Source organism: bacterium, assembly GCA_021159335.1.
Lineage (GTDB): Bacteria > UBP14 > UBA6098 > B30-G16 > B30-G16 > JAGGRZ01.
This window is the reverse complement of the sequence record JAGGRZ010000085.1, coordinates 36,516-59,674: the sequence shown is the minus strand read 5'-3', so window position 1 is coordinate 59,674 and position 23,159 is coordinate 36,516. Positions and strand designations below refer to the sequence as shown.

Sequence of the window (23,159 nt, the reverse complement as noted above, 5' to 3'; positions counted from 1 at the left end):
GGTTTATTGGCGATTATGAGGTCAAGGTTTTTTTCGAAAAGTTTTTTTCGCGCGTTCTCAATAATGTTTTCTGTTTCGAGCGAGAAACCCACAAGGGTGTGATTCTTTTTTCGTTTGCCGAGTTCAGCGAGTATGTCAGGGGTTTTGCTGAGCGTTATTGTTACGGTATTATTGTTTTCTTTTTTCATTTTTTGTTCGTATTGGGTCTGTGGGGAAAAATCGGCAACGGCAGCTGCCATTAACACGACATCGCACTTCCCAAATTCGGAAAGCACAGCTTCATACATTTCGTCGGCGCTTGTTACCTCGATTGCTTTCACTGGGGGTGGGGGCACGGATATGGGACCATGAATAAGCGTTACTGACGCTCCCATGCGCATAGCTGAATCCGAAAGCGCAACTCCCATAAACCCGCTTGAAGCATTTGATATAAAGCGAACAGGGTCGATGTACTCCCTTGTTGGGCCTGCGGTTATAAGGATTTTTTTGTCTTTAAGTTTTTTACGCCTGATAAGTATATCCTCGATGTATTCCACTATTTTCTTCGTTTTGGGGAATCTTCCTGCGCCGAGTTCACCGCAAGCGAGCTCACCACTTTCGGTAGGCATCACATAGTAGCCCAGTTCCTCAAGTTTCCTTATATTTTGGACAGTAACAGGGTTTAGGTACATAAATGTATTCATAGCTGGCACGAATACCACCTGACAGCGTGCGGCAAGCAGTGTCGTTGATAGAAGGTCGTCAGCAATACCGTTGGCTGCTTTAGCAATAAAATTGGCGGTTGCAGGAGCTATTAGTATCAAGTCTGCCCACTCGGCCCATTTTATATGGGCAAGGTGATACTCCTCATCGTCCTCAAACGAAGTAACAAGAACCTTTGTTGACAACGCCGAGCGAAAAGTCATGGGGCTCACGAAGCGGGCACTGTTTTCGGTCATTATAACCCTAACTTCGGCACCGTTTTTTATAAGCTCCCTTCCAAGGCAGACCGCTTTGTAAACCGCTATCGAGCCTGTCGTTCCAAGAATTATTTTTGCACCATCTATGCCCATTAAATTCGGATTGGCATTATTAACGAAAGATATTTGTACTCTTCAGGCTGGGGCAATGGCTCGACTATGCATGCTGTGGTAGGATTGAGCATGGCGAATCTGACATTCTCCGCAGGGATGTGTTCGAGCAAGTTGAGAAGCATTTTACCGTTGAAACCAATCTCTAAAGGTTCGCCATCATAGTCAACACTTATAACATCTGTGCCCTCGGAACCTGTGTCGAGGTCCTGAGCGAAAAGCTCGAGGCTGCCCTTGGAAAGCGTGAATTTTATCTGTGAGGTTAACTTGTTAGCTATAATTGTCATCAACTTGACACACTTTATGAGTTCCTCTTTATCAGCTATCATTATTTTATCGTTATCGGTAGGTATTACTCTTTCGTAGTCGGGGAATTTTTCCGAGATAAGTTTGGTCTGGAATCTAAAGTTATCGGCGCTGAATTGTGCTGCGCCGTTGCCCGCAGCTATTTCAACCTCGTCTGCCACAGTCTTTGATATAAGCGAGCTTATTCTCGTAGCTGCTCTTTCGGGAATGAAGAGCTCAAGCTTTTCCTCGAGTTCGAAAGTATGAGGCTTCTTAAGGAGAGCAAGTTTATGACCATCGGTAGCTACCATTCTTAGCTCCTCCGGGAAAAACTGGCATAAAAGCCCGGCGAGTGAGGGTCTGGCAGCGTATGTTGACATAGCATAGGTGGTCAGGTCGAGGTATTCGACGAGTGATGATGTGGGCAGCGTGAAAACCACTGTTGGTGCGCTTACTATTTCAGCTTCTGGAAAGTCCTGTGGGCTAACGCCGGGAAGCTTTATTCTGTGCCGTCCCTGGAGAAGGTTTAGGTGAAGGTCGTCTGTTTCCAGTCTTATGTCGGCATCATCCATGGCGCGAATAACATCCGAAAGCATTTTCGCTCCCACAGCTATCGAACCCGGTTCCTCAACTTCTGCAGGCATATTTATGAAAAGGCTTTGCTCTCTGTCCGTTCCGGTAAGCGTTAGCTTGTCCTCGCCAGTGGAAATAAGTATGTTCGCGAGGACCGGCTGGGTTGACCGTGCAGGGATTATTGAACTGACTGCTGATACCGCGTCCAATAGTTCATTGCGCGATATTAATACCTTCATTTTTTCCTCCTTTTATCATCGGATAAAGTAAATGTTTTAACGCTTTATTTCAAATAAAATCGAAATGGACGAACTTAACAAGAAAAATCAATTGAGCAATAAAGCTTATTTTTACTGCGGATTTGATGTTGACTTTGACTTAGACCTCGATAATTTGAATTTAGAGTTATAAATTCTGGAGGTGGAAAATGAGAAACAAAGCTTGCTTGGTTATAGCTTTCACTTTTTTATGGCTTTCGTTTGCTTTCGCATCACAGCTTGAGTTCAGAGCAACAGATTACTTACCGCTTGGGGTAGGCTACACATGGCACTACCTCGATTCTTCGGCAATTGGTATCGACACAGTAATTCATACTATCGTCGATGACACCACGATTCCGGGTGGGCCAGCATATGTGATTGTCTATACCTATGCGGATACCGCTGAAACATCCTTAATCCAGATTCGTTCCGATGGCATTTATAACATTACATTAGTGGGTGCTACGAAAATTTTACCCGCTACATTTCGCATTGGTGATTCATGGGCGATGTTTTCTCTCGATTCAAGCTGGGACTCAGCGGGATTCACATATCATATCCAAATGGATGTTGAGAGCCATGCTGAAACACTTGAGGATGTTACAGTTCCTGCCGGTTCTTTCAGCGATTGCATAAAGGTTATTTCCGATGGTGAAATTCATCTTCAGGTTCTTTCTGGTGGTGTGCCGTTCCTTGATACTACATTCAGAGGAAACCTTGTAGAGGTATGGTATGCCCGGCACATTGGTGTTGTTCGCTCTATAGGCCACGACATAACTGGTATGTCCCCGGACCAATTTAGAGTACTTCTCTCGCATTCCTTCGCAGAAGTGAGCGAAAGCCCGGCAAAACCGATTAACAATGACCTTATTGTGTCGCCCAATCCTTTTAATTCAGCGTGTTTCATAAGGGTTCCTGAGGGAGCCAAGATCGAGATATTCGATGTTACTGGTAAGCTTATTGAATCGCTAAAGTCCGAAAACGGTTCGGCTGTTTGGCGTCCAAAAGATGGTATTGGCAGCGGGGTTTACATCATAAGTACAGATATAGATGGAAAAGTAAGAGCGTCCGCCAGAGTGATATTCATCAAGTAATATTGTATTTTTGGGAAGCGATCGAGATTTTAGTTTAAAAATTCTTGGTAGAATAACCGTATTTAAATTAAGGGGGTGATTTTATGTTAAAATTTAGGGTTATCGTTATTCTTTTATTTTTTACTTCTTTTATGCTTGCCATAGAAAGCCAAATAATCTTCGATGCAAGGAGTTATTTCCCGCTTGGTGTAGGCTTTTATTGGAACTATATAGATTCATCAGCAGTAGTGATTGATACTACTCATACCAGCATAATTTTCGAGACGGTAGTCTCAGGATACACGACATATGTGGGAATCAAATTTTCCGAAGGTATGACGGATTCATTACTTTTTCAGATTCGTCCAGACGGTATTTATGCTATAAAACCTGAAGAATCATTAGTTCTAAAATTACTTCCAACCACATTTTCAGTAGGGGATAGCTGGTTTGTTTTCACCATGGACACATCATGGGATTCAGCTTCAATGAATTTCACACATGTTTTAAAAGTAATTGGCAGAATAAAAGGGCTAGAGGATGTTAGCGTGCCCGCCGGAATATTCAGAAATTGCGTAAGAGTGCTTGATAGTCAGTATGTTCATTTTACAGCTAGGGCTGGCGGAGTTGTGGTTTATGACACAATGTATACTGATGCGATAATGAATTTTTGGCTTGCGAGGAATGTGGGTTTGGTAAAATCGACTGACTATGACCCATCCACGGGGGATTACGAATATTCATATTTAATATCGTATTCGGTAAGCAGTGTAGAGGAAAATCGAGTTGATTTGCCCCGTTCGAACCAAGTTGTTGGAATTTCTCCGAACCCGTTTAATTCCTCATGCAGGATAAGAGCCCCGGCAGAAAGTATCGTTGGAATTTACGATGTACGGGGAAGGTGCATTGACATGATTAGATTAAAGAATGGGCAGGCTGTCTGGAATCCTGACGGCAAAAATGAAAGCGGGGTATATTTCTTCCGATTTGTTTTCCAAAATGGTCTTATTATCACGAAGAAAGCGGTATATCTGAAATGATTTTTGGGAATGAAGATTAAAGTGAAATTAAGAAATTTGGCTCTAATCTTCTAATTTGGTTTGCATATTAGCCAGCCATTCCTATTTTTGTAAGAATTATAGCTAAAAAAGGAGGTTTTGATGAGGTATTTTATTTTAGCAGCGGTTATTCTCAGCGCATTCGGGGTTTTGTTCGCGCAGGGGACGACCACGCCGAATCTCGATGAGGTTATAGCCGAGGTTAACGGTGAAAAAATAACGGTCGGAGACTTTCTGGCGGAATTCAGACGGCTCTCTGCTGATGCCAAACAAAGAGTTCTTCAGGGACCTGCTGGGCGAACTGAGGTGTTGAATTCGATTATAAGGAAAAAGCTTCTCATAGCTGAGGCTAAAAAGCTCGGTATAGATACGCTTAGTTCGGTTAAGCGCGAGGTGCAAAGATATGCGGAAGATATATACGCTCGCGTGCTTCTTAATCAGGTGGCGCGGCAGGCTGGACAGAAAGTTACCGATGAACAGGCAAAAAAGTTCTACGAGGCTAACGATTCAATCTTCGATGTGACGACTAATTATCACTTTGCGAAGTTAGTTTTTGCGGACAAAGACTTGGCTTATCAGGTTTCAAAGAAACTTAAAGATGGAAGCATAAGCTGGGACGATGCCGTCAAGAAATATCCAGGCGTTGGGGACAATAGGTCCGGTGATGCGGGCTGGATTTACGAGAACAGGTTAAAACCAAAGGTCGTTGAGGCGTTAAAAAAGCTGAAGCCTGGTGAGGTATCGGAGCCGATAGAAATAGGCGGTACATATTACATCTTAAAGCTTATTGAAAAGGAACCACCGAGACATCTTAGTTTTGATGAGGTTAAAGACCGCATAAAGTCATACCTTTCCCAGCGCGCTGGCAGGATGGCTATGGATGCCTATCAGAACAAACTCTGGATGCAGGCGAAAATCTCCATAGATAATAGAGTTCTTCAAAGCGTTCCTCTTGAAAGTCAAAGGTAATGCGTTTCCAATAAAAAACATTTAATAATAAAAAAGCGCGGGATAAACCCGCGCTCCATATCAGGGGGGTGGGACAGGAGGGGAATGTAGAAAATATTAATGCCAAAAAACTTGTCAAGAAAAAAATTAATTCCTTATGACATATTTACTACGATACTACCCTGCGAAAAGATACAATTGGGATTTTCCTTAAAAACGGTGTTCATTGCTTTGTATTCTTTACAATTCTGTGTTTTTTTATGAAATCCTCCACCATTTTGCGGGCTGTTTCGTCGTCATGTTGGACGGGTGGCGATTTCATCAGGTATGCTGATGGTCCCTCAAGGGCGCCGCCGATGCCTGCTAATTTCGCCAGTTTCAGAAGTCTTATTGCGTCAATGACCACGCCGGCGGAGTTCGGCGAATCCTCAACCGACAGCCGGCACTCAAGGGTCATCGGCACATCACCGAAATGCCGTCCCTCTATCCTTATGTATGCCACCTTATTGTCCTTCAGCCACGACACATAGTCCGATGGACCTATATACACATTCTCCTCGGGGATTTGTATCCCTGCGCGCTCAAATTGCGAGGTGACGGCGTAAGTTTTGGAGACTCTCTTTGTTGAGAGCCGCTTGCGCTCAAGCATATTCAGAAAGTCGGTATTCCCGCCCACATTTAACTGATAGGTCCTGTCAACAATCATCCCCCGGGCGATGAATAGATTCACCAGCGTTCTGTGAAGAATTGTCGCTCCCACCTGCGATTTTATGTCATCGCCTATTATAGGGACGTTTTTCTCCTCAAATTTCTGCCGCCACTGCGGGTCTCTGGCGATGAACACCGGGATGGCGTTGACCACCGCCACGCCGGCATCAAGCGCCTGCTGGATATACCACTTTGTCGCCTCCTCCGAGCCTACGGGAAGGTAGTTTATCAGCACATCTGCCCGGGTTTCCTCAAGAACACGCCTCACATCCACCGGGTCGCCGGGAGCGATTTTGACCACATCCTTGAGGTATTCTCCGATTCCGTCGCCCACATAACCCTTCATAACCGGGACGCCGAGGTTCGGCACATCACGGTGGAAGATTGTGGTGTTGTTTGGTGGAGCGAAAATCGCCTCGGAGAGGTCCTTGCCGACCTTTGTGGAGTTCACATCAAAGGCTGCCACAAATTTGATGTCCTTGATTCTTATCCCGCCTAAATTGGGATGCATTAACCCCGGGATGAACTCCTCATCTCCGGCGTTCTGGTAGTAAAACACTCCCTGCACGAGTGAACTTGCGCAGTTCCCAACGCCCACGATTGCCACACGGACCTCTGAATCCATTTGTCACCTCCTATTGGAGAAGTTTTTTTGTTCTCAAAAGCCGTTGAAATAATGTTATCATACATCCTGCAGTAAGGATGTAAAGAAGATAAAAAAATGTTGTTACTGCCCAATTTTTTAGAATCGCTGACAGAAGAAGAGTTAGAGAAAACAAAGCTATTCTGTGTCTTCGCTGGAGAATTCCCACTGCAGGCGATACTCCGACGCCTTCCGCTCGGGCTTTGACATAGCTGACCCATACCGATGCGGAATATGCAATCATTGATAATACCGCTGCTTTTAGGGTATTTTGAGGTGATGTGTGCGAAATAAACAGGAAAATTCCCATAACAAGACTGAACTCCACGATCCTGTCAACAGTAGAGTCAAGAACGGCACCGAATTTTGTTGTGCGCCCAGAGACCCTTGCCAGTGCACCGTCAAAACTATCAAAGATTCCTGAAAATAGCAGAAATACCAATGCAGCGATAAAGTTTCCCCGGTAGATGAGAAAACCTGATATCAACCCGAAAAAAAGTGACAGCATTGTTATTGTTGAGGGCGTGATTCCAATTTTTGACAAAGGTTTTACCGCTGATTCGCATATTTTTGCGTATGTAGAGATAAAATTCATTTCAACCCTATTAGTTTAAGTAGTCCCTTAAACCCGAGAGCAAATATTATACATCCCACCACAGAGCCCACCGCGAGTATCGGATATGATTTTGACTTTTTCATATGAAGCGAATGAGCTAAAAGCGTTCCGGTTTGAACTCCACCTGCCCCGGGGATTACCGTTATCAGAAATACGCCAAACTCACCTGCTCTGCGAAACCACCAATATATTTTTTTCTCGGAAAGCTTTGATTTTCTGTAGTCCAGTTTGTTGTGGAGCCATTTGAGCAATTTTATCTTGTCGGTTGCACCTGTAAAAACCATATTGTAAAAGGGGATCTCCAGAAAGTCAGTGATAATCACAATCAGCGAGATATCCAATGTGTTTATTCCGACCGCGGCGCCGTAGGGGAATGAAGCCTTTTTGCCTAATATCAGATGAATCCCAACCAATGTTATTATGTGCCAAAATTTCATCGCATATATAACTGCTTGTTCACATAATGACTAACCATTCATAAAAGTTTAAATTTTTTAGATGTCAATAAAAAATAATCGTTTTTATTAACACTTATTTGTTCTGGAAAAATTATTGAATTAGCATCATTTCGTGTTCTCCCTGCTACATTTACCCGATTCTTCTTCGAATAATAGATTATTTCAAACTTTATTCATATTTCCTAAAATTCTAAGTAGCGCCAAAACTAAGTATTATCCACAATCAGCGGGGTTTCGTTATCGCCCATGAAAGCCACGATAACCACTCATCTATTCCCTTTCCGTTTTTAGCTGATAGAGTTATCAGCTTAGCTTTAGGGTTCACACGCAGAAGTCTTTCCCTGCATTTATCAAGGTCGAAATCGAGGTGCTCGATAAGGTCTGTTTTGGAAAGAATGACAGCGTCCGAGCCAAAGAAAATTTCCGGATACTTTTCGGGCTTATCATCTCCCTCGGCGGTGGATAGAACCACGACTCGGAAATCCTCCCCAAGAGGGAAGTCGGCGGGACAAATTAAGTTGCCAACATTTTCGACAAAGACAAGATTGTAGCTTTCGTCAAGACAAAGTTCGTGCAAAGCCTTATGAACCATTTCCGCTTCAAGGTGACAGGCGCCGTGAGTGTTTATTTGATAGCAAGGTATCCCAAGTTTCTCTATTCTTTCCTTATCGTTGCTGGTCTCAACATCGCCCTCGATGACTGCAACTTTTATTTCGTTCTTTATCGCGGGAATGGTTTTCTCAAGCAGCGTTGTTTTGCCGGAACCTGGTGACCCAACTATGTTTATCATCGTTATTCCAAATCGGTCAAGCATTTCCCTGTTGTGGGCAGCTATCTCGGCATTTTTGCTTAGTATATCCTTGTTTATCGTGAAACTCGCAACGCTCTCTTTTTCGTGGCTATTATTATGATTTCCGCAATGCTCGCACATGTTTATCCTCCTTCTGTCTATGTTGGAAAATATTTCGCAAACCAGCAAGCGCAACCACTAATTTTAAAACTTTTCATCCAAAGCAGGCTTTATGTCCAGAACCGGCGTTCCGTCGATAAGGTCGACACCGCGAAAGATGACTTTGTTGTCCTTTACTTCTACAAGCTCTACTTTCGAAATAGCGATTGGGTTGGGTCGTCGAGGTGAGCGTGTGGAAAAAACGCCCTGCACAGAAGATTTATTGCGTGGGATAACCTTCAAAGGTTTTTCTTTAACTTCATGGAGATGGCAGACCAAAATTATCATTTTATGTCTCTCGAGCCCTTCGATAGCTTCGATGTAAGGCTTGTAAATTTCCACCCAGGCAGTAAATTCAGAGCCTGCGTAAGGCTGATAGGGTGTTTCATCGGTGGATTTGAATGACGAATGAATTACTCCTATAGGTTTATAACAAATTTCCTCAAATTCCATCATTTCAGCAACACAAGCCGTTTAATCAATGTTTTACCACTGTGTTTTGCTTCGATAAAGTAAATCCCGCTTGGAAGGTCTGGCTGGGGTTGCCATGTAATTTCCTCCCCTGAAAGTTTTGCTACAATGTGTCCGCTGATGTCGAGAATTCTTAGTGAACATCCTGTTGGATTGATTATTTTGCAGCTTCTGTTGAATGGGTTTGGGATTACTTCTATGCTAAAATTATCTGGTCTTTCGCTATTTTCGCTTACCCTAAGTGTTAATGTGTCTGTGGTCACGACATTGGCGCCATCGGAAAAGCGGAAATAAAATGTGCTGCCAGAAGTAAAGCTATCCGTTGCCACGACGAATTGTGCGCTATCCTGATATGAATGATCTGTTGAGCCCATGTCGAATGTATCGGTTCCAACTATGACCTGCCTTATTACCGGAATGTCATCGTTAGGGTCGTAATAGGTGCAGAAAAATGTAGTGCCAGAATCGGTAAGTGAAGCGTAGTAGTTATTTAATGAGGGTGAATCAGATGGTGCTACGGTATAACATCCTGAGCGAAGATACATACCCGCCGATTTTGAGGCGTCGTTAAGAACATAATAGTATGTATCGGGTATTGATGGCAACCAGCAACTTGGGTCGCTGTTGAATATGTAAAATGATGCTATACCGCATCCCAGAACGACGAAGTCGGAGGAGTCGAGGTCACCGAAGGCACTGTCTGAGGTTAGTGAGTCCCAGTTAAAGCTTATGACCAGCGTATCCCCTGAAACGAATGTATCGATATCTCCTATTCGTGTGTATGCTGAAAGATAGTCGCTTGTAGAGGCTCCCGGACCGGGTTTGGTTATTTTGTAAAGCCCGGTGTAGACATGAACGCCCACTCCAAGAAATGTTATATTAACATTGCCTTTAACCGCTGCGTAAAATATGGAGTCAGGGTAAAGTGCGTTGGGGTTGTATATGGGGAAAATGTACATGTGATAGATTGTTATGGATATATTTCTGTATGGCGCCCACGAGGGGCAGCTGTTGGGGTTGGTAACCGTTACTGAGTGGCTATGAGGGAATCCGCCACCCTGTACTGTTATTTTTTCGTAGCACTTCTCCGTTGAGTATCCGACCCAGTAGTTTCTGAGGTTTGTGCATATGTAATAATTCTTTCCGCTGCTGTAAGGGAGCTTAACCGAATCAGCGTCGTTCGCTGGGTCAAGCATTATGTGCACGAGAAGGTTTGGCGGTGGTGGAAAACTGTCCTCAGTATTGCACGGTGTCCAGAAAGTAACGCTGCTATCGTCCCACATTTTGTAATAGTAGAGAACCTGTCCAGATGGTGGATTGGAATCGTAGGTAGCATGATATGTGGAGTCGTATCCAAGCGTTCCGATTACTGCTGCTGTGCATGCAATCCATGTGGAACCTGTATCCACGGAAACATAAACTATAGCGCCGTCGACAGAAAGTGAGGCGGAGTCGTTCAGCGTGTCTTGATAATCAAAGTGAAAGTGCATCCTGACATTAGCGTTGGTCGCTGAGTGATGCTCGTTTAAGAATTCCTTCGGAAGTCTTAGGGAGATGTCTGAGACCTGCCCAAAAACTGCTCCGAGTGCTAACATGAGAATAATAGCTACTTTTCTCATCATTGCTTTTACTTATGCGTTATTTTATGTGCATTATTTTAATTCTTTTTACTGTCTTTCCCTTTTTGGCGGCTACTATATAAACGCCGCTCGAATTGGTTTCTGGATGCCATATAATTTCGTTCCTGCTGAATGTGGCAACAACTCTTCCATCTATTGAATAAATCGATATGGTCGCGCCAATAGGGGCTTTTATGCGAACTGCGGTGTTAAATGGATTGGGATAAGCAATGAGCCTCATGTTTTTTGGAAGTTTTTCATTCGAAGCTATGCCAACAAGCCCATCCCGTCCACATATGAAGGAATCGCCCGCTGTTGTGCTGATGTTGCCCACTGGGTCTTTCATAGTCACGATAAAGTAGTACATGGAATCAGGGATAAGTCCGGTTATCACAATCTCCTGCCTTGTTCGCCACAATGGTGTCCAGTCTGTCGAATCGGTTAATGCTGCAAGAGAGCGACCATAAATTATTTTTGCTTTCATTAATTCGGGTCTGTCCGCACTTGTGGGAATCTCGAGTTTTATTTTGGCAGTGTCGCCTCGGGATGTAAGCGTTATTGCGGGCATGGGCGGTGGTATCGTATCTATAATCGGTGTTTTTGGTTTCATAGGGTTGTAAAGTGGGTCTCCTATGTGGATAGCCCGCCAAAGTAAAGCTGGCTGCGAAAGATAGGATGCCTCCGCGAAATTGAATCCATTAAGCATGTAATACAAGAAGACCTCGGGTCTTGCGTGTCCAGATAGATAGGGTTCCCCGACACAGCCTACTCCGCATGTTAGTCCACGCTTGAACGCATTGGTAAGAAATGAGCGAGCGAGTGAATCGCGCATGTGAGCGCCTGAGTTGGAATTAAGGTCGCAAGCCGCTGAACCCGGTATCCATTCCCAAGCGTCCTGATATTTATTGTAATTATACCAACCCTCATACCATAGCGCATTGGGTGCATATTCTGCCGAAGTGCCGTCCTCGAATACTGCTCCCGATTCCCCTATCTCGGTCTCGTGATATTCCCACATTAATTTGAATCCAGCGTCTACTACAAAAAACTTACCGAACGCCATGGACGAATCAGCCCTCGCGTAACTTCCGTAGCCGAATGGATATCCTCTTATAAGCACGCTATCGGAGTAGTGCGCATATCGCGTGTCTACATAGCCTATACCGTTGTAATAGCCGGAGTCGGGGTAGATGTATTTTTCTCCGTAAAGCGCCATGTCAACGAGACCTTTGGCATATTCGACATCAATCCCATCGAGGCGGGTAACAAGAAAAAGTCTGTTCCCCAGCAAACGCTCATTGCCGGTAAAGTGTCCTCTGTCGCTGCCACGAGTCGGGGAACTCTCGAAGTAGGCAACATTATAATACCAATATGTTGGAAAAACTGTGCCGGCGGAATCGAGCATGCTCGGCAAACATAGCACATTGTCAACCCCTCGCATTGAACGCGGACTTGCTGGCGTGTTCACTCGTTCGGGAATGCCATACGAAAGCAGAATGTAGAAAATGTTCCTCTCTCCTAAGGAATCAATCTTTGCTCTGACAGGCACGACAAGTTGCTCATAAAATTGTCGCCAGTTTGAAAAGTATGTGGAATTGGGCAAAGGAAGACCGATAATATTTGTTGCTGGTACACCTCTTTTGGCGGCATAATATTCTGCTGCTTCTTGGGAGTCGCCTATGCCATCTCCATTTCTGTCCGGGAAAGCTGTGTTGTAGACTATAAGTACTTTCCTTGGGTCATCATCGGCAAGTGTTATGCTTATCAAAATCAACGAAGCAAGAACCCAAAATTTCATTCTCCCTCCTGTTTTTTGAAAGTGAACGATTTTGTTTTACAATTTCCCACCGCTTAGTTGCATTATGGTTTTTTCGACTTTTCTTCTGTCAGGCGCGGCAGGATAAATGTTTATGTATTTGCGCAGCGCTTCAGCGGCTTTGTCGAATTCAGCGCGCTGATAATATGTTGCCGCAAGAGAATACCATGCATTAGCGAATTTTGGGTCAAGTTCTGTTGCTTTAAGAATTTCGTCCGTGGCATCGTGGCTGTGTCCCATAAGGTAGTAAACTGCCCCCAGATTAAGGTGGAACAGTGGGTTTTTCGGGTCAAGTTGAACCGCTTTCTGGAAGTTTTCCGCTGCTGTGGCGTAGTCCATTCGTTTGTAGCTGACCCATCCGAGTCCAAAATAACCCCACGGGCAGTCCTTATCTATGTCGAGGATGCGTTTATAAAGTCTTTCCTGTTCGTCGAGGTCGTCGAGAAGTCGCGCATAAAGGTATATGTATATAGGATTGCCGGGATGGTCTTTCATTAGCTTGTGGTATTCTTTAAGAAGCTCCTTGGTCATTTTATCGTGAGCAAGAATTCGTTGATAAAGAATGTGCGCCTCCACAAATTGTGGGTATTGTTTCATCGCAAGAAGAACTTTGTCCTTTGCTATGGGAAATTGCCCATCGTAGAAGTAATCGAGCGCTTCCCTGTAAAATGGAATAGCCTTCCGCCGCATCTTTTCCTCGCTTGAGGCAAAACAACCTGCCACAAGTACTGAGATTGCGAACATGAAGACAGCAAGGAGCATAGATGTGCGAGTTTTTTTCATGTTATTCACATTTATTTCCCATGAATTCATATGCTTTAATCTCCTCGCGAGTCGGGAGATATTTTTTCAAATAATCCATTTTGCTTTTAGCGAAGCCAGCCCAATTCGGGTCAGCAAGCGCTTTTTTGTAAATCTTGTATGCGGTTAGCAGTTTGCATTTTGCGGCCATATTAAGTTCACCAGATTCGGGAACGAGGTCCATAGCCTGTTGGTAAACGATGTCGCCCTCAACTATGTATATATATCCGAATTTTGGGTCTATTTTTTTGGCTTTCGCAAGGTATCTGCGCGCGAGAGCATAGTTCTTCATGTCTTTGTAAACCGACGCAATGTCGCACATAAGTTTAACGCTTTTTGGGTTTAGTTTTTCGGCTTTTTTGAGTTGCCTAAGCGCATCCTTGTAGTTTTTCTGGAATGCCATAACAAGCCCAAGATATTGGTAGCCGCGGTAGTCGTTTGGATTTTTGTTTATGTATTCGTTCAGTATGTCCAAAGAATTCTTGAGGTCACCGCTTTTTGCAAGATATTGACCGTATTTGAGCAAATATTCCGATTCTTCAGGCATCAACCGATGGAGGTGCTTGTATGCACGCGCTGCTTCTTTGTTAAGCCCACGGGCGACATAAATTTTGGCAAGAATGTCCCATATTTCCACCTGATTGGAATCTATTTCTACGGATTTTCCGAGCCACTTCATCGCAGAATCAAGTCTACCACGGCTGAGATAAATGGTTCCGAGCGCATTCATACTCGCATAGTCACCAGTGTCCAGCTCAACAGCTTTGTGGAAGTTGACGAGTGCGCTATCTATAAGGGCTTCCGATTTATTTTGAAGGGTTTCCTTTTTCGCGGAGTCGGACTCCTGCTCGGCGAGGTCGGCGTATCGCCTTGCGACTTTGTGGAGAACATATCCATAGCCTGAATAAAAGTACGCAGTATTGGGAAACTTCTTTATAGCGCTTGAGTAGAGAACGAAAGCGGAGTCGATCATAGTGGAATCGGGATGCCTAAGATACGAGTCCGCAAGGTATTTGTGTGCAAGTTCGTTGCTCGGGTCCATGGAAAGGACCTTTTTAAAGTTCCTTATTGCATCGTTGTATTGCTTGTTTTTGTAGTATTCCAATCCAAAAGATAGGTATTTTTTGATTTCGAGGGCGATTCTTGCGCTGTCCTCAGCCGTCATCTTTTTTTGTTCGGGCTGCTGGATTGCTGTTTCCTGTGGTGCGCAGGAAATAATTACTAATACAATCCCCAAGAAAGCTGCTCCAAGTGCTATTTTGGCCATTTTATCCATTTTTCCTCCCAAATCATGTTAGTTTCTAATTATAAATAACCCTGATATTGGCTTCAGCAAGGGAAAAATACTTAATAAGAATGTTGTTATTGTCAATCGTTCAACAAAATTTGTGTTTTTAATAAAAATCTCTTGACAACCTTCAAATCCTCGTTAACCTTTACAACTGACCATACGGTCACTAACTAAATAAACGGTCAGATTGATTTGAGAGGAGGAAAAATGTCGCTACCTGAATTTTCGGTAAAAAGACCGGTAACGGTTATAATGCTTATCGGCATTATAGTGGTTTTGGGTGGGTTTTCGCTTTATAATATGGGTCTTGAACTCCTGCCCGATATAAACTTTCCGACCATATCAGTTATCACACGCTGGGAAGGGGCAGCCCCCGAGGATGTTGAGCAAATGATAACCGACCCCCTTGAACAGATAATGGGGACTATAAGAAATGTAAAGTCAGTGAAGTCGATTTCGCGGGAAGGCTACTCAATAATTATGGTTGAATTCGAATGGGGCACGAATCTTGACTTTGCAGCTCAGGACATGAGGGACCAGATTAGCCTTTACAAGCAATATTTACCTTCAGATGCCAAGGACCCGCTGGTTTTCAAGTTCGATGTTTCCATGATACCAGCCGCAGCATTTGTCCTTACGGGCACGGGGGAGCCAGAAAGATTGCGCAAAATAGCCGAAGATGTGGTAAAACAGCGATTGCAAAGGCTTGAGGGTGTTGCTGGTGTGAGTATTTTGGGCGGAAAAGAGAAAGAGGTCAAGATAATTCTTGATAAAGCCAAGATAACAGCGCTCGGAATCAATCCTCAGCAGGTTATAATGGCAGTAGCATTCAATAATATGAATCTTCCTGCAGGGTATTTGGTGAAGCAAAATAAGGAATACCTTCTAAGAACCTACGGTGAATACACATCGCTCGACCAGATAAAAAATGTGGTCGTGGGCATTAGCAAAAATTACAAACCCATAAGGCTGTGCGATGTCGCGAAAATTGAGATAGACTACAAGAGCGAGCGTGTAGAAAATAAGGTCAACGATAAGGACGCGATATGGATAATGATAACCAAGGAGTCGGGAGCGAACACCGTCAAGATGATGGACCGGGTCAACCGTGAGATAAAAAATCTCAAAAATATTCTTCCCGAGGATGTGGACATTGCGATGATGTTCGACATGTCTCGTGTAATAAAAAGAGTAACATCGAGGACTACATCAAATGCTATTGTTGGGGGAATACTGGCGATAATTTTAATATTTATATTCCTTCGCTCTTGGCGTCCGACTCTTGCTATATCGCTCGCTATACCAATTTCCATACTCGCCACATTCATCGCGCTCTACTTTTCGGGCTATACGCTTAATTTGATGACTCTCGGAGGGCTCGCTCTTGGAGTAGGGATGCTTGTGGATAACGCTGTCGTGGTTATCGAAAATATTTATCGTCTTATCGAGGAAGGCAAAGGTAGATTTAAGGCAGCATCTCAGGGTGCAACGCAGGTTAGTATGGCTATAACTGCCTCAACGCTTACCACGATTGCTGTTTTCTTTCCCGTTCTTTTCATAAGAAGCATAGTGGGGAAACTTGCGAAAGGGCTTGCGGTAACCATTATTTTCTCGCTTCTTGCTTCGCTTTTCGTGGCGCTAACTCTTGTTCCTGTTATAGCTGCACAAATATTCAAGCGTGAGCGGCGTGACATAATGGCTGCGGGAAAATGGATGACCAAAGTGAGGGATAGGTATAGAAAGTGGGTAAGCTGGACCGTAAAACACAAATGGGCCACATTCCTTGGGACTTTGGCGATTTTTGTGCTGTCTCTTTCTTTGATTCCGTTTATCGGAGGCGAATTCGTGCCTAAATTCTCGGGTGAATTTGGGCAAGCGCAATTTTACATGCCGCCTGGAACCCCATTAGAGGAAACTAAAAACATTGCTGAACAAATTCTTGAGCCCGTTAAAACAGACCCAGATGTGCTCTTATACGGTTATCTTGTTGGTTCTGCTTCTGCGGGCTCTGACATTAGTGCGATCGGAGAAGAAATGGGTCCGAATGCAGGGAGGCTTTATCTGAGATTCAAAAGGCTCAAGCAAAGGCAGAAGGACCCTGAAGTAATAATGGATAAAATCAGAAAAAGCTTCCCTGTGCTCAAGGGTGCGCGGTTTGTGGAGTCTGAGATGAGCGCTCAGGCATTAGGTGGACAACTCGGTGATATCGAGGTTAAAATTCACGGTCCAGATATGGATAAACTTTTAGAACTCGCCGATAAAGTTGCATCTGAAATGAAGAAAATCGACGGTATAACTGATGTTGACATCTCGATAAAGAAAGGACGCCCTGAGTATCGCATAGTAGTTGATCGTGAGAAAGCAGCACATTACGGGTTTACAGTGTCAGATGTCGCTAATGCGGTAAAAATATATACTGTAGGTAGTCTTGCTGGAAGGTTTAACTACAAAGGTGACCTTATAGACATAACCGTCAGCCTCGATTCTACTCAGAGAGTTGACCTTGGCGGTATTCTTACGCTCCCTGTTATGAACAGGCAGGGTGTTATCGTTCCTTTATCTCAAGTCGCTCACATAGAGGAAACTGTAGGACCGACTAAAATAGAACGTGAAGAAAGGCAGCGCAAAGTAAGTGTAAGTGCTTCTGTGCGTGGCGTTGACCTTAATACCGCCACATCAAGGGTCGAAAAGCTAATGCGCCAGCTTAAGAAATCAGCGATTTGGCCGTCTGAGTATTCATATTCTATAGGCGGAGCTGCGGACCAAATGAGAAAAATGTTTAAGGACATTGGAATAGCGTTAATAGTCGCACTTCTTTTAGTTTACATGGTTATGGCTTCGCAGTTCGAGTCGTTCCTTCATCCATTTGTTATAATGTTCACTCAGCCCATGGCTTTTATCGGTGTTTTGTGGGCATTTTTCATTACTGGACAGAAGTTCTCCATGCCCTCGCTTCTCGGAATAATGATACTTGTGGGGATAGTAGTTAATAACGGTATAGTTCTCGTTGATTTCATAAATCAGTTGAGGCGTAAAGGGATGGACATGTACTCCGCTATTATTGAGGCTGGGACGCTACGCCTGCGACCGATACTTATTACTGCACTAACTACGATTTTCGGGATGCTACCTATGGCTTTGATGCGGACCGAGGGGCACGAGATGCGAGCCCCCATGGCTATAGCGACTATAGGCGGGCTTATAACTGCTACTGCTTTGACATTGCTCGTTTTGCCTGCTACATACGCTATATTTGAGCGAGTGTCCGTAAAAGCGCGTGCGGGTATGAAAAAGATGCTCGGCGTTGAGGACGAGGAAGAATAATGCGGTGGAACACTGAGATGGGACAACTTGTTATTCGCGATGTCTTAGGAGAGTTTTCAATGTTCGTATCGGATTAGGCAGGGTTCCGTAGATTATTTTAAGCATTGATATTACTGCTATGATACCCATAACGATGTTTCCGCTCCACATTGCTATTATGGGGTTTACTATTCCTCTGTCCGCGAGTTCCTCGCCACCTATAAGAAACGCCCAGTATGTTAGGAAGAAGCCGAATGCAAGTCCTACTGCGACGCCAAGACCACCGCGTCGAATTAGTGCGCCGAGTGGTGCACTAACGAGAAAGAAAAATATGCACGCCAGAGCGAGCGCATACTTCTTGTGCACCTCTACCGTAAGTTTGTTTATTCTCCGTTCCGACTGTTTTATTACATATATTTGTCGCCTTATTAATCCTGCTCGTCTTCTTTCGCGGAGCAGTGCTCTCCGCGTTGGTGAGGCGCCTGGTTTGCCTCTATAGGTCCGTGGCACCCAGAGGGAGTCTATTGCCGATGCGGCGATTTGTCTTAATGAGAATAAGGCGGAGTCTATTCTCGCACGATACGAGCGTATCTTTTCCTTTATCATTGCTATGTTTAGTTCCCTGTCGCCCCTGAATGTTCTTGCTTCCTCACCAAGTTTTGTGCCTAACTCGCTTATTACTATGGTCTCCTCGTCGAAATCGATTCTTATGTATCGGCTCGGGTCTTGTGGGTCAAGTTCATGAATTTGTCCGCCGTAAAGTGTGAAACTAATCTCATCCGCTTCAGGATTGTATCTTACCTTGCCCTTTGGTGCAACTATTGTTCTCGATTTTGCGCCGCGTTTCTTCTCGAATATCAAAACATCATAAAGAATTTTTTTCTTATCATCCATGTCGCCGACATAGAGCACTATTCCGGGGAACTCATCTATAAAAACTCTTGGTCGGATAGCGGCAAGCGGCTTCTTTCTGTGGATCTGAACCATCATCTGTTTGGCTTTATAGTTGTATTCAGGGACAACCTTATCGTTGAAGATGACCATTATGGCTGATAGCAGAACCATGATAAGCAATCCCGGCATCATCATTCGGGGGAACGATATTCCACTGCTTCGTGCCGCGACTATCTCCCTATCCTCGCTCATTCTGCCGTATGCCATAAGTGATGCCACGAGGGACGCCATGGGTATAGCAAGCGATAGCATCCATGCGAGATTGTAGAGAAAAAGTTTGCCGACTGCCCAGACTGGAACACCTTTGGCTATAATGAGATTGAGGATATCCAGGAGGAAGTCCATTACCAGCACGAAGAGCACCACTCCCAGCGCTCCTAAAAACGGTGGAAAAAGGTTTTTTATTATGTATCGATCGAGAACTTTCATACGAATCGGGTTAGAAATGTTCTTTTAAGTTTTATAGCCTTGCTTGGGCAAATTTCATGACAGCAAAGGCATCTTATGCATCTTTTATAGTCGAACTTTGGCAGCCCGTTTGAGGAGATGTTTATCGCATTAGCGGGGCAAGAGCTTGCGCATTCCCCGCAACCGGTGCAAAGGCTTTCGTCAACTACAGGATAAATTTGTATGAGACGATTAGCCAGTGTTCCCAGGAATGATGGTATGAGGCGCATTTTCCAGTTGCTTGGTATGGCGAAATCGTGGATTTTTGTTTCCTGGCCGTTGAGCCATGACACTTTGTAAGCGGGAACTAATTTTCGTTTTTTCAGTTCTTTTATTACTGGCGATGGTTTGTCCTGCCCCAGCAGCTTTTCGAGCGCGTCGTCGATGGCTGCGCAGTCGTCCGAGAACCCGACTATGCCAAGTTTGCGCAAATCGCCCGCTGACGGACCATTACCTTCCATAGCGACAATACCGTCCAGTATTACTGCTCGGATTTTGTCTCGAACTCGTTCGTAAATCTCTGCAAGGAGCCACGAGAATTTTCGTGGGGTCGGGTAGTAAAAATGGTAGCGGGTTTTCATAAAACCGGGCACAAGGCCGTAACAGTTTTTTACGGCAAGGGTAAGCAGTGTTAATGAGTGGGTTTTAAGTTTGGGCAAATTTACAATGCCATCAACCTCATCAATAATTTTCGATATATGGATTTTTGCGCCGCCGTCGCTTTTGAATGTTTTTATGCCGAATTTCTCTATCGGCACTACTTTTGCTCCAGCATTAACTGCTGCGTCGTAAATACCTGTTTCCTTCATTGCGAACATTGACTTGGTTCCGGCACCACCCGGCGAATCGGAAACTATAACCTCCAAACCGAGTGTTCGCAGGAATTTTACTGTAGCTGACACAAATTTCGGATTAGTTGTTATACCCATTTCCGCTTTTCGTGGGGCAAGGACATTGGGCTTGAGGAGAATCCTTTCACCTGGTTTGAAATTCCTGTCGATACCGGTAAGGCTGAAGAGTTTTTCTATGACACTAAGGATTTTTTCTTCGTCGTAGTCTTCTACTTTGCCGAAAGCAACATAAGCCATGGTCTATCTTATTTTGCTGCCAGGGGCTATTGGTTTGTCAGTTGTTATAAGGACAACATTTTCACCGTCGTCGGCGGCAAGAAGCATTCCCTGGCTTTCAAAGCCTCGTATGACTGCGGGCTTGAGGTTTGTTAGAACCACTATGTTTTTGCCGACCAATTCTTCCGGCGTGTACCATTTCGCGATTCCGGCTACGAGTTGGCGTTTTTCGTCTCCAAGGTCAACATCAAGCAAAAGGAGCTTCTCAGCATTGGGAGCTTTTCTTGCTGAGACTATTTTCCCGACTTTGAGCTCGATTTTAGCGAAGTCGTTTATCGTTATTTGTTCCTCTTTTTTCGCTTCTTTTTTCTCCGGTACCTCCGTTACCCCGAGTGCCTCGGAAAGTTTGGTAAGGTCAATCTTTGGGAAGAGGGCTTTGGGCTTTGTAATGGTTGTGCCGGGCTTTATTAGAACATCTTTTTTAGCTTCGTTTATGCTTATTTCACCGTCGAATCCGAGCGCATCAAGAAGTGTACGGCATTTTCGGGGCATTACTGGATAAAGAAGTATCCCGGCCTTCGCGAGTACTTGCGTTGATTGGAATAGCACTTCGTTAAGTTTTTCCTGCTCACCGCTTTTAGCTAATTTCCACGGCTGAGTGTCCTCGATGTATCGGTTGGTTGCTCTCATCGCTGCGTTAACTGATTCGAGGGCTGCGTGAATTTTAAGCTTGGTTATTTTCTGGCTCACATCATCTGAAAGATTCGAGATTTTTTCGAGGAACTCGTTTGTCTGCGGTAGAGTTATGCTTCCAGAGTGGGGCAATTTCCCATCACAGTAGGAAACGATCATATTGGTAACCCGGGACAGAATATTCCCCAAGTCATTTGATAGGTCATTGTTAAGTCGCGAAACGAGCCCATCAAGTGTATACGAGGCATCCTGCCCAAGAACCATATCGCGCATCAGGTAGTATCGGAGTTGATCAACACCTATGTGTTCAATTAATGCATACGGGTCGACGGCGTTGCCAAGTGATTTGCCCATTTTTTGCTCTGATACGAGCCACCAGCCGTGTGCGAAAATAGTTTTCGGGAGTTCAAGGTCGAGAGCATGAAGTATTATGGGCCAATATACTGCGTGAGTGGTTAGAATGTCTTTTCCTATAAGATGGATGTCGGCGGGCCACCATTTCTCAAATTTTGCTGGGTCAAAGTACAGACCTACAGCGGAAACATAGTTGAGGAGCGCATCGACCCAGACATATGTAACATAATCGGTATCGAATGGTAACTCAACACCCCACGATAATCTCTTTTTGGGGCGTGATATGCAAAGGTCGTTTAGGGGTTTTCGCAGGAATCCAAGAACCTCGTTTCGCCTGAAATCCGGCTGGACAAATTCTTTGTGGGACTCAATGTATTCGATAAGCCAATTTTGGTACTTGGACATTCTGAAGAAGTAATTTTCCTCCTCAATTTTGACCACATCTCGACCGCATTCGGGACATTTCCCACCTACCAAGTCTTTCTCAGTCCAGAAGCGCTCGTCGTGCACGCAATACCAGCCAACATACTTGTCTTTGTATATGTCGCCTTTATCGTAAATGTATTGCAACGCTTTCTTGACGACTTCCTCGTGCTGGGGGTCAGTAGTTCTTACAAAGTAATCGAATTCTATGTCGAGTCGTTTCCATAGGTCTTTGAACCTTTTTGAATACATGTCGCAGTGTTCTTTGGGGGATATTCCCGATTTCTTGGCAGCCTGCGCAACCTTTTGTCCGTGCTCATCAGTCCCCGTTAGGAAGAAGACATCATCACCCATAAGCTTTCTGTATCGTGCGATAACATCCGCAAGGACTGTGGTGTATGTGTGGCCTATGTGGGGGCGGTCGTTAACATAGTAAATAGGTGTGGTAACATAGAATTTCGCCATCAGCAGACCTCCGTTTTTGCCGCAGTTAATCAATAGATAAGCAATAAAGCTTTTTTTGCAAAAGGAAAATAGGGTGTATTATTGCGAATTTGAATGCATGTTTGGTTTCTCACAAACAAAAAACACGATATTATTTAAAACCGGACCTAACGCTGGCACAGGCGAGAAAACTTTCTTTTTGATTTTGAAAACCTCCGAAAGTATTTTCTCAAATCGCCTGTAATCAAAACATATGTGCGAATATATGAAAGGAAGTCCATCGAAATCCTGAGGCGTTTCCCGTTCACAGGGCAGACCAAGCGCGGTTCTTGTGAATGTTTTTAGTGTAAGATGCCTGAGGTTTCCGAAGACGGCGCGAAATGTGTTTTTAACGACCGCAGAAAGTCCTATCTCAACCGGAACGCTTATGAGAACTTTTCCGTTCTCGGCAAGAAGGTTACTTATCGTGTTTAGTGCTTCGTGGAGTAGTTCATCAGGAAGATGTTCCAGAGTTTCGAGACATGCTATTTTGGTGAATTTCATTCCTCTTAACTCGTCAACATTGGCAAATATTTTGGTTTTGCCAGCCAGATTTTCTGTGGCAAGTTTCCGCATCGATTCCGATGGGTCGAATCCGTAGAGCCGGTCTGGTGGGACAATTTTTCCGGCGAGCTCGAGAAGGTATCCCCCACCACACCCATAATCAAGCAGTGTGTCGTCCGGCTTCAGCTCGAGAAGCTTTATCGCCTGTTTGAAACGCTTTTTGTGAACCCACCTTTTGGGCGCAATGCTTGACCTGAGTGTGTATTCCTGATACGATGCCATACTTTTTTAA

The 23,159-nt window shown here is 44.4% G+C and carries 19 protein-coding genes; 4 read left to right on the top strand and 15 right to left on the bottom strand.

From position 1 onward, the window contains the following. Together coaBC and dnaN are read right to left on the bottom strand one after the other, a co-directional pair. A partial coding sequence (coaBC, locus tag J7J62_05195) for a bifunctional phosphopantothenoylcysteine decarboxylase/phosphopantothenate--cysteine ligase CoaBC (protein ID MCD6124548.1) occupies positions 1–1,052 on the bottom strand: 1,052 nt, incomplete at its 3' end. Beyond that, entirely contained in the window at positions 1,052–2,167 is a 1,116-nt protein-coding gene (gene dnaN / locus J7J62_05190) for a DNA polymerase III subunit beta (protein MCD6124547.1), read from the bottom strand. The genes dnaN and coaBC, both read right to left, overlap by 1 nt. 188 nt (positions 2,168–2,355) lie before the next feature. Here dnaN and J7J62_05185 point away from each other — a divergent pair, with 188 nt between their 5' ends. From J7J62_05185 to J7J62_05175, 3 genes are all read left to right on the top strand, one after another. After that, positions 2,356–3,282: a T9SS type A sorting domain-containing protein gene (locus tag J7J62_05185; protein ID MCD6124546.1), complete on the top strand. Its 927-nt coding sequence runs from the start codon at positions 2,356–2,358 to the stop codon at positions 3,280–3,282. An 83-nt stretch (positions 3,283–3,365) separates the two neighbouring features. Beyond that, positions 3,366–4,301, top strand: coding sequence for a hypothetical protein (locus J7J62_05180; GenBank protein MCD6124545.1), 936 nt, complete (start codon positions 3,366–3,368; stop codon positions 4,299–4,301). A 120-nt stretch (positions 4,302–4,421) separates the two neighbouring features. Beyond that, complete coding sequence (locus J7J62_05175; protein ID MCD6124544.1) at positions 4,422–5,288, top strand: peptidyl-prolyl cis-trans isomerase; 867 nt, start codon at positions 4,422–4,424, stop codon at positions 5,286–5,288. A gap of 202 nt (positions 5,289–5,490) precedes the next feature. Here the strand turns inward: J7J62_05175 and J7J62_05170 are convergent, their stop codons facing one another. From J7J62_05170 to J7J62_05130, 9 genes are all read right to left on the bottom strand, one after another. Then, positions 5,491–6,600 (bottom strand): inositol-3-phosphate synthase, encoded by a 1,110-nt coding sequence (locus J7J62_05170; protein MCD6124543.1) that lies wholly within the window; start codon positions 6,598–6,600, stop codon positions 5,491–5,493. A 10-nt stretch (positions 6,601–6,610) separates the two neighbouring features. Continuing rightward, a complete protein-coding gene (locus J7J62_05165; protein MCD6124542.1) occupies positions 6,611–7,126 on the bottom strand; it encodes a CDP-alcohol phosphatidyltransferase family protein in 516 nt (171 codons plus the stop codon). Positions 7,127–7,209: 83 nt separating this feature from the next. Beyond that, positions 7,210–7,671, bottom strand: coding sequence for a small multi-drug export protein (locus tag J7J62_05160; protein MCD6124541.1), 462 nt, complete (start codon positions 7,669–7,671; stop codon positions 7,210–7,212). Positions 7,672–7,915: 244 nt separating this feature from the next. Beyond that, positions 7,916–8,623, bottom strand: a complete 708-nt coding sequence (hypB, locus tag J7J62_05155) for a hydrogenase nickel incorporation protein HypB (GenBank protein ID MCD6124540.1) — start codon at positions 8,621–8,623, stop codon at positions 7,916–7,918. A gap of 63 nt (positions 8,624–8,686) precedes the next feature. Further along, on the bottom strand, positions 8,687–9,097 hold the full coding sequence (gene tsaA, locus J7J62_05150; protein ID MCD6124539.1) for a tRNA (N6-threonylcarbamoyladenosine(37)-N6)-methyltransferase TrmO: 411 nt from the start codon (positions 9,095–9,097) through the stop codon (positions 8,687–8,689). Continuing rightward, positions 9,094–10,731 (bottom strand): T9SS type A sorting domain-containing protein, encoded by a 1,638-nt coding sequence (locus J7J62_05145; GenBank protein MCD6124538.1) that lies wholly within the window; start codon positions 10,729–10,731, stop codon positions 9,094–9,096. The genes tsaA and J7J62_05145 overlap by 4 nt, the downstream gene beginning before the upstream one ends. 19 nt (positions 10,732–10,750) lie before the next feature. Continuing rightward, positions 10,751–12,529, bottom strand: a complete 1,779-nt coding sequence (locus J7J62_05140; GenBank protein ID MCD6124537.1) for a TIGR03790 family protein — start codon at positions 12,527–12,529, stop codon at positions 10,751–10,753. A 36-nt stretch (positions 12,530–12,565) separates the two neighbouring features. Further along, a complete protein-coding gene (locus J7J62_05135; protein ID MCD6124536.1) occupies positions 12,566–13,360 on the bottom strand; it encodes a tetratricopeptide repeat protein in 795 nt (264 codons plus the stop codon). Continuing rightward, positions 13,332–14,624 (bottom strand): tetratricopeptide repeat protein, encoded by a 1,293-nt coding sequence (locus J7J62_05130; GenBank protein MCD6124535.1) that lies wholly within the window; start codon positions 14,622–14,624, stop codon positions 13,332–13,334. Before J7J62_05130 ends, J7J62_05135 begins: the two co-directional genes overlap by 29 nt. Before the next feature lie 222 nt (positions 14,625–14,846). Between J7J62_05130 and J7J62_05125 the strand changes: the two genes are divergently transcribed. Next, on the top strand, positions 14,847–17,963 hold the full coding sequence (locus J7J62_05125) for an efflux RND transporter permease subunit (GenBank protein MCD6124534.1): 3,117 nt from the start codon (positions 14,847–14,849) through the stop codon (positions 17,961–17,963). Between the two features lie 30 nt (positions 17,964–17,993). Here the strand turns inward: J7J62_05125 and J7J62_05120 are convergent, their stop codons facing one another. From J7J62_05120 to J7J62_05105, 4 genes are all read right to left on the bottom strand, one after another. Next, complete coding sequence (locus J7J62_05120; GenBank protein ID MCD6124533.1) at positions 17,994–19,325, bottom strand: LptF/LptG family permease; 1,332 nt, start codon at positions 19,323–19,325, stop codon at positions 17,994–17,996. Next, entirely contained in the window at positions 19,322–20,431 is a 1,110-nt protein-coding gene (locus tag J7J62_05115) for a DUF362 domain-containing protein (protein MCD6124532.1), read from the bottom strand. Before J7J62_05115 ends, J7J62_05120 begins: the two co-directional genes overlap by 4 nt. Positions 20,432–20,434: 3 nt before the next feature. Beyond that, a complete protein-coding gene (metG, locus tag J7J62_05110; GenBank protein ID MCD6124531.1) occupies positions 20,435–22,345 on the bottom strand; it encodes a methionine--tRNA ligase in 1,911 nt (636 codons plus the stop codon). 78 nt (positions 22,346–22,423) lie between these two features. Next, positions 22,424–23,149, bottom strand: a complete 726-nt coding sequence (locus tag J7J62_05105) for a class I SAM-dependent methyltransferase (GenBank protein ID MCD6124530.1) — start codon at positions 23,147–23,149, stop codon at positions 22,424–22,426. Between the last annotated feature and the right edge of the window lie 10 nt (positions 23,150–23,159).

Excerpts from the sequence above, each read along its gene's own strand:
- dnaN (MCD6124547.1), bottom strand. The coding sequence starts at position 2,167 with ATGAAGGTATTAATATCGCGCAATGAACTATTGGACGCGGTATCAGCA.
- J7J62_05185 (MCD6124546.1), top strand. The coding sequence starts at position 2,356 with ATGAGAAACAAAGCTTGCTTGGTTATAGCTTTCACTTTTTTATGGCTT.
- J7J62_05180 (MCD6124545.1), top strand. The coding sequence starts at position 3,366 with ATGTTAAAATTTAGGGTTATCGTTATTCTTTTATTTTTTACTTCTTTT.
- J7J62_05175 (MCD6124544.1), top strand. The coding sequence starts at position 4,422 with ATGAGGTATTTTATTTTAGCAGCGGTTATTCTCAGCGCATTCGGGGTT.
- J7J62_05170 (MCD6124543.1), bottom strand. The coding sequence starts at position 6,600 with ATGGATTCAGAGGTCCGTGTGGCAATCGTGGGCGTTGGGAACTGCGCA.
- J7J62_05165 (MCD6124542.1), bottom strand. The coding sequence starts at position 7,126 with ATGCTGTCACTTTTTTTCGGGTTGATATCAGGTTTTCTCATCTACCGG.
- J7J62_05160 (MCD6124541.1), bottom strand. The coding sequence starts at position 7,671 with ATGAAATTTTGGCACATAATAACATTGGTTGGGATTCATCTGATATTA.
- hypB (MCD6124540.1), bottom strand. The coding sequence starts at position 8,623 with ATGTGCGAGCATTGCGGAAATCATAATAATAGCCACGAAAAAGAGAGC.
- tsaA (MCD6124539.1), bottom strand. The coding sequence starts at position 9,097 with ATGATGGAATTTGAGGAAATTTGTTATAAACCTATAGGAGTAATTCAT.
- J7J62_05145 (MCD6124538.1), bottom strand. The coding sequence starts at position 10,731 with ATGAGAAAAGTAGCTATTATTCTCATGTTAGCACTCGGAGCAGTTTTT.
- J7J62_05140 (MCD6124537.1), bottom strand. The coding sequence starts at position 12,529 with ATGAAATTTTGGGTTCTTGCTTCGTTGATTTTGATAAGCATAACACTT.
- J7J62_05135 (MCD6124536.1), bottom strand. The coding sequence starts at position 13,360 with ATGAATTCATGGGAAATAAATGTGAATAACATGAAAAAAACTCGCACA.
- J7J62_05130 (MCD6124535.1), bottom strand. The coding sequence starts at position 14,624 with ATGGATAAAATGGCCAAAATAGCACTTGGAGCAGCTTTCTTGGGGATT.
- J7J62_05125 (MCD6124534.1), top strand. The coding sequence starts at position 14,847 with ATGTCGCTACCTGAATTTTCGGTAAAAAGACCGGTAACGGTTATAATG.
- J7J62_05120 (MCD6124533.1), bottom strand. The coding sequence starts at position 19,325 with ATGAAAGTTCTCGATCGATACATAATAAAAAACCTTTTTCCACCGTTT.
- J7J62_05115 (MCD6124532.1), bottom strand. The coding sequence starts at position 20,431 with ATGGCTTATGTTGCTTTCGGCAAAGTAGAAGACTACGACGAAGAAAAA.
- metG (MCD6124531.1), bottom strand. The coding sequence starts at position 22,345 with ATGGCGAAATTCTATGTTACCACACCTATTTACTATGTTAACGACCGC.
- J7J62_05105 (MCD6124530.1), bottom strand. The coding sequence starts at position 23,149 with ATGGCATCGTATCAGGAATACACACTCAGGTCAAGCATTGCGCCCAAA.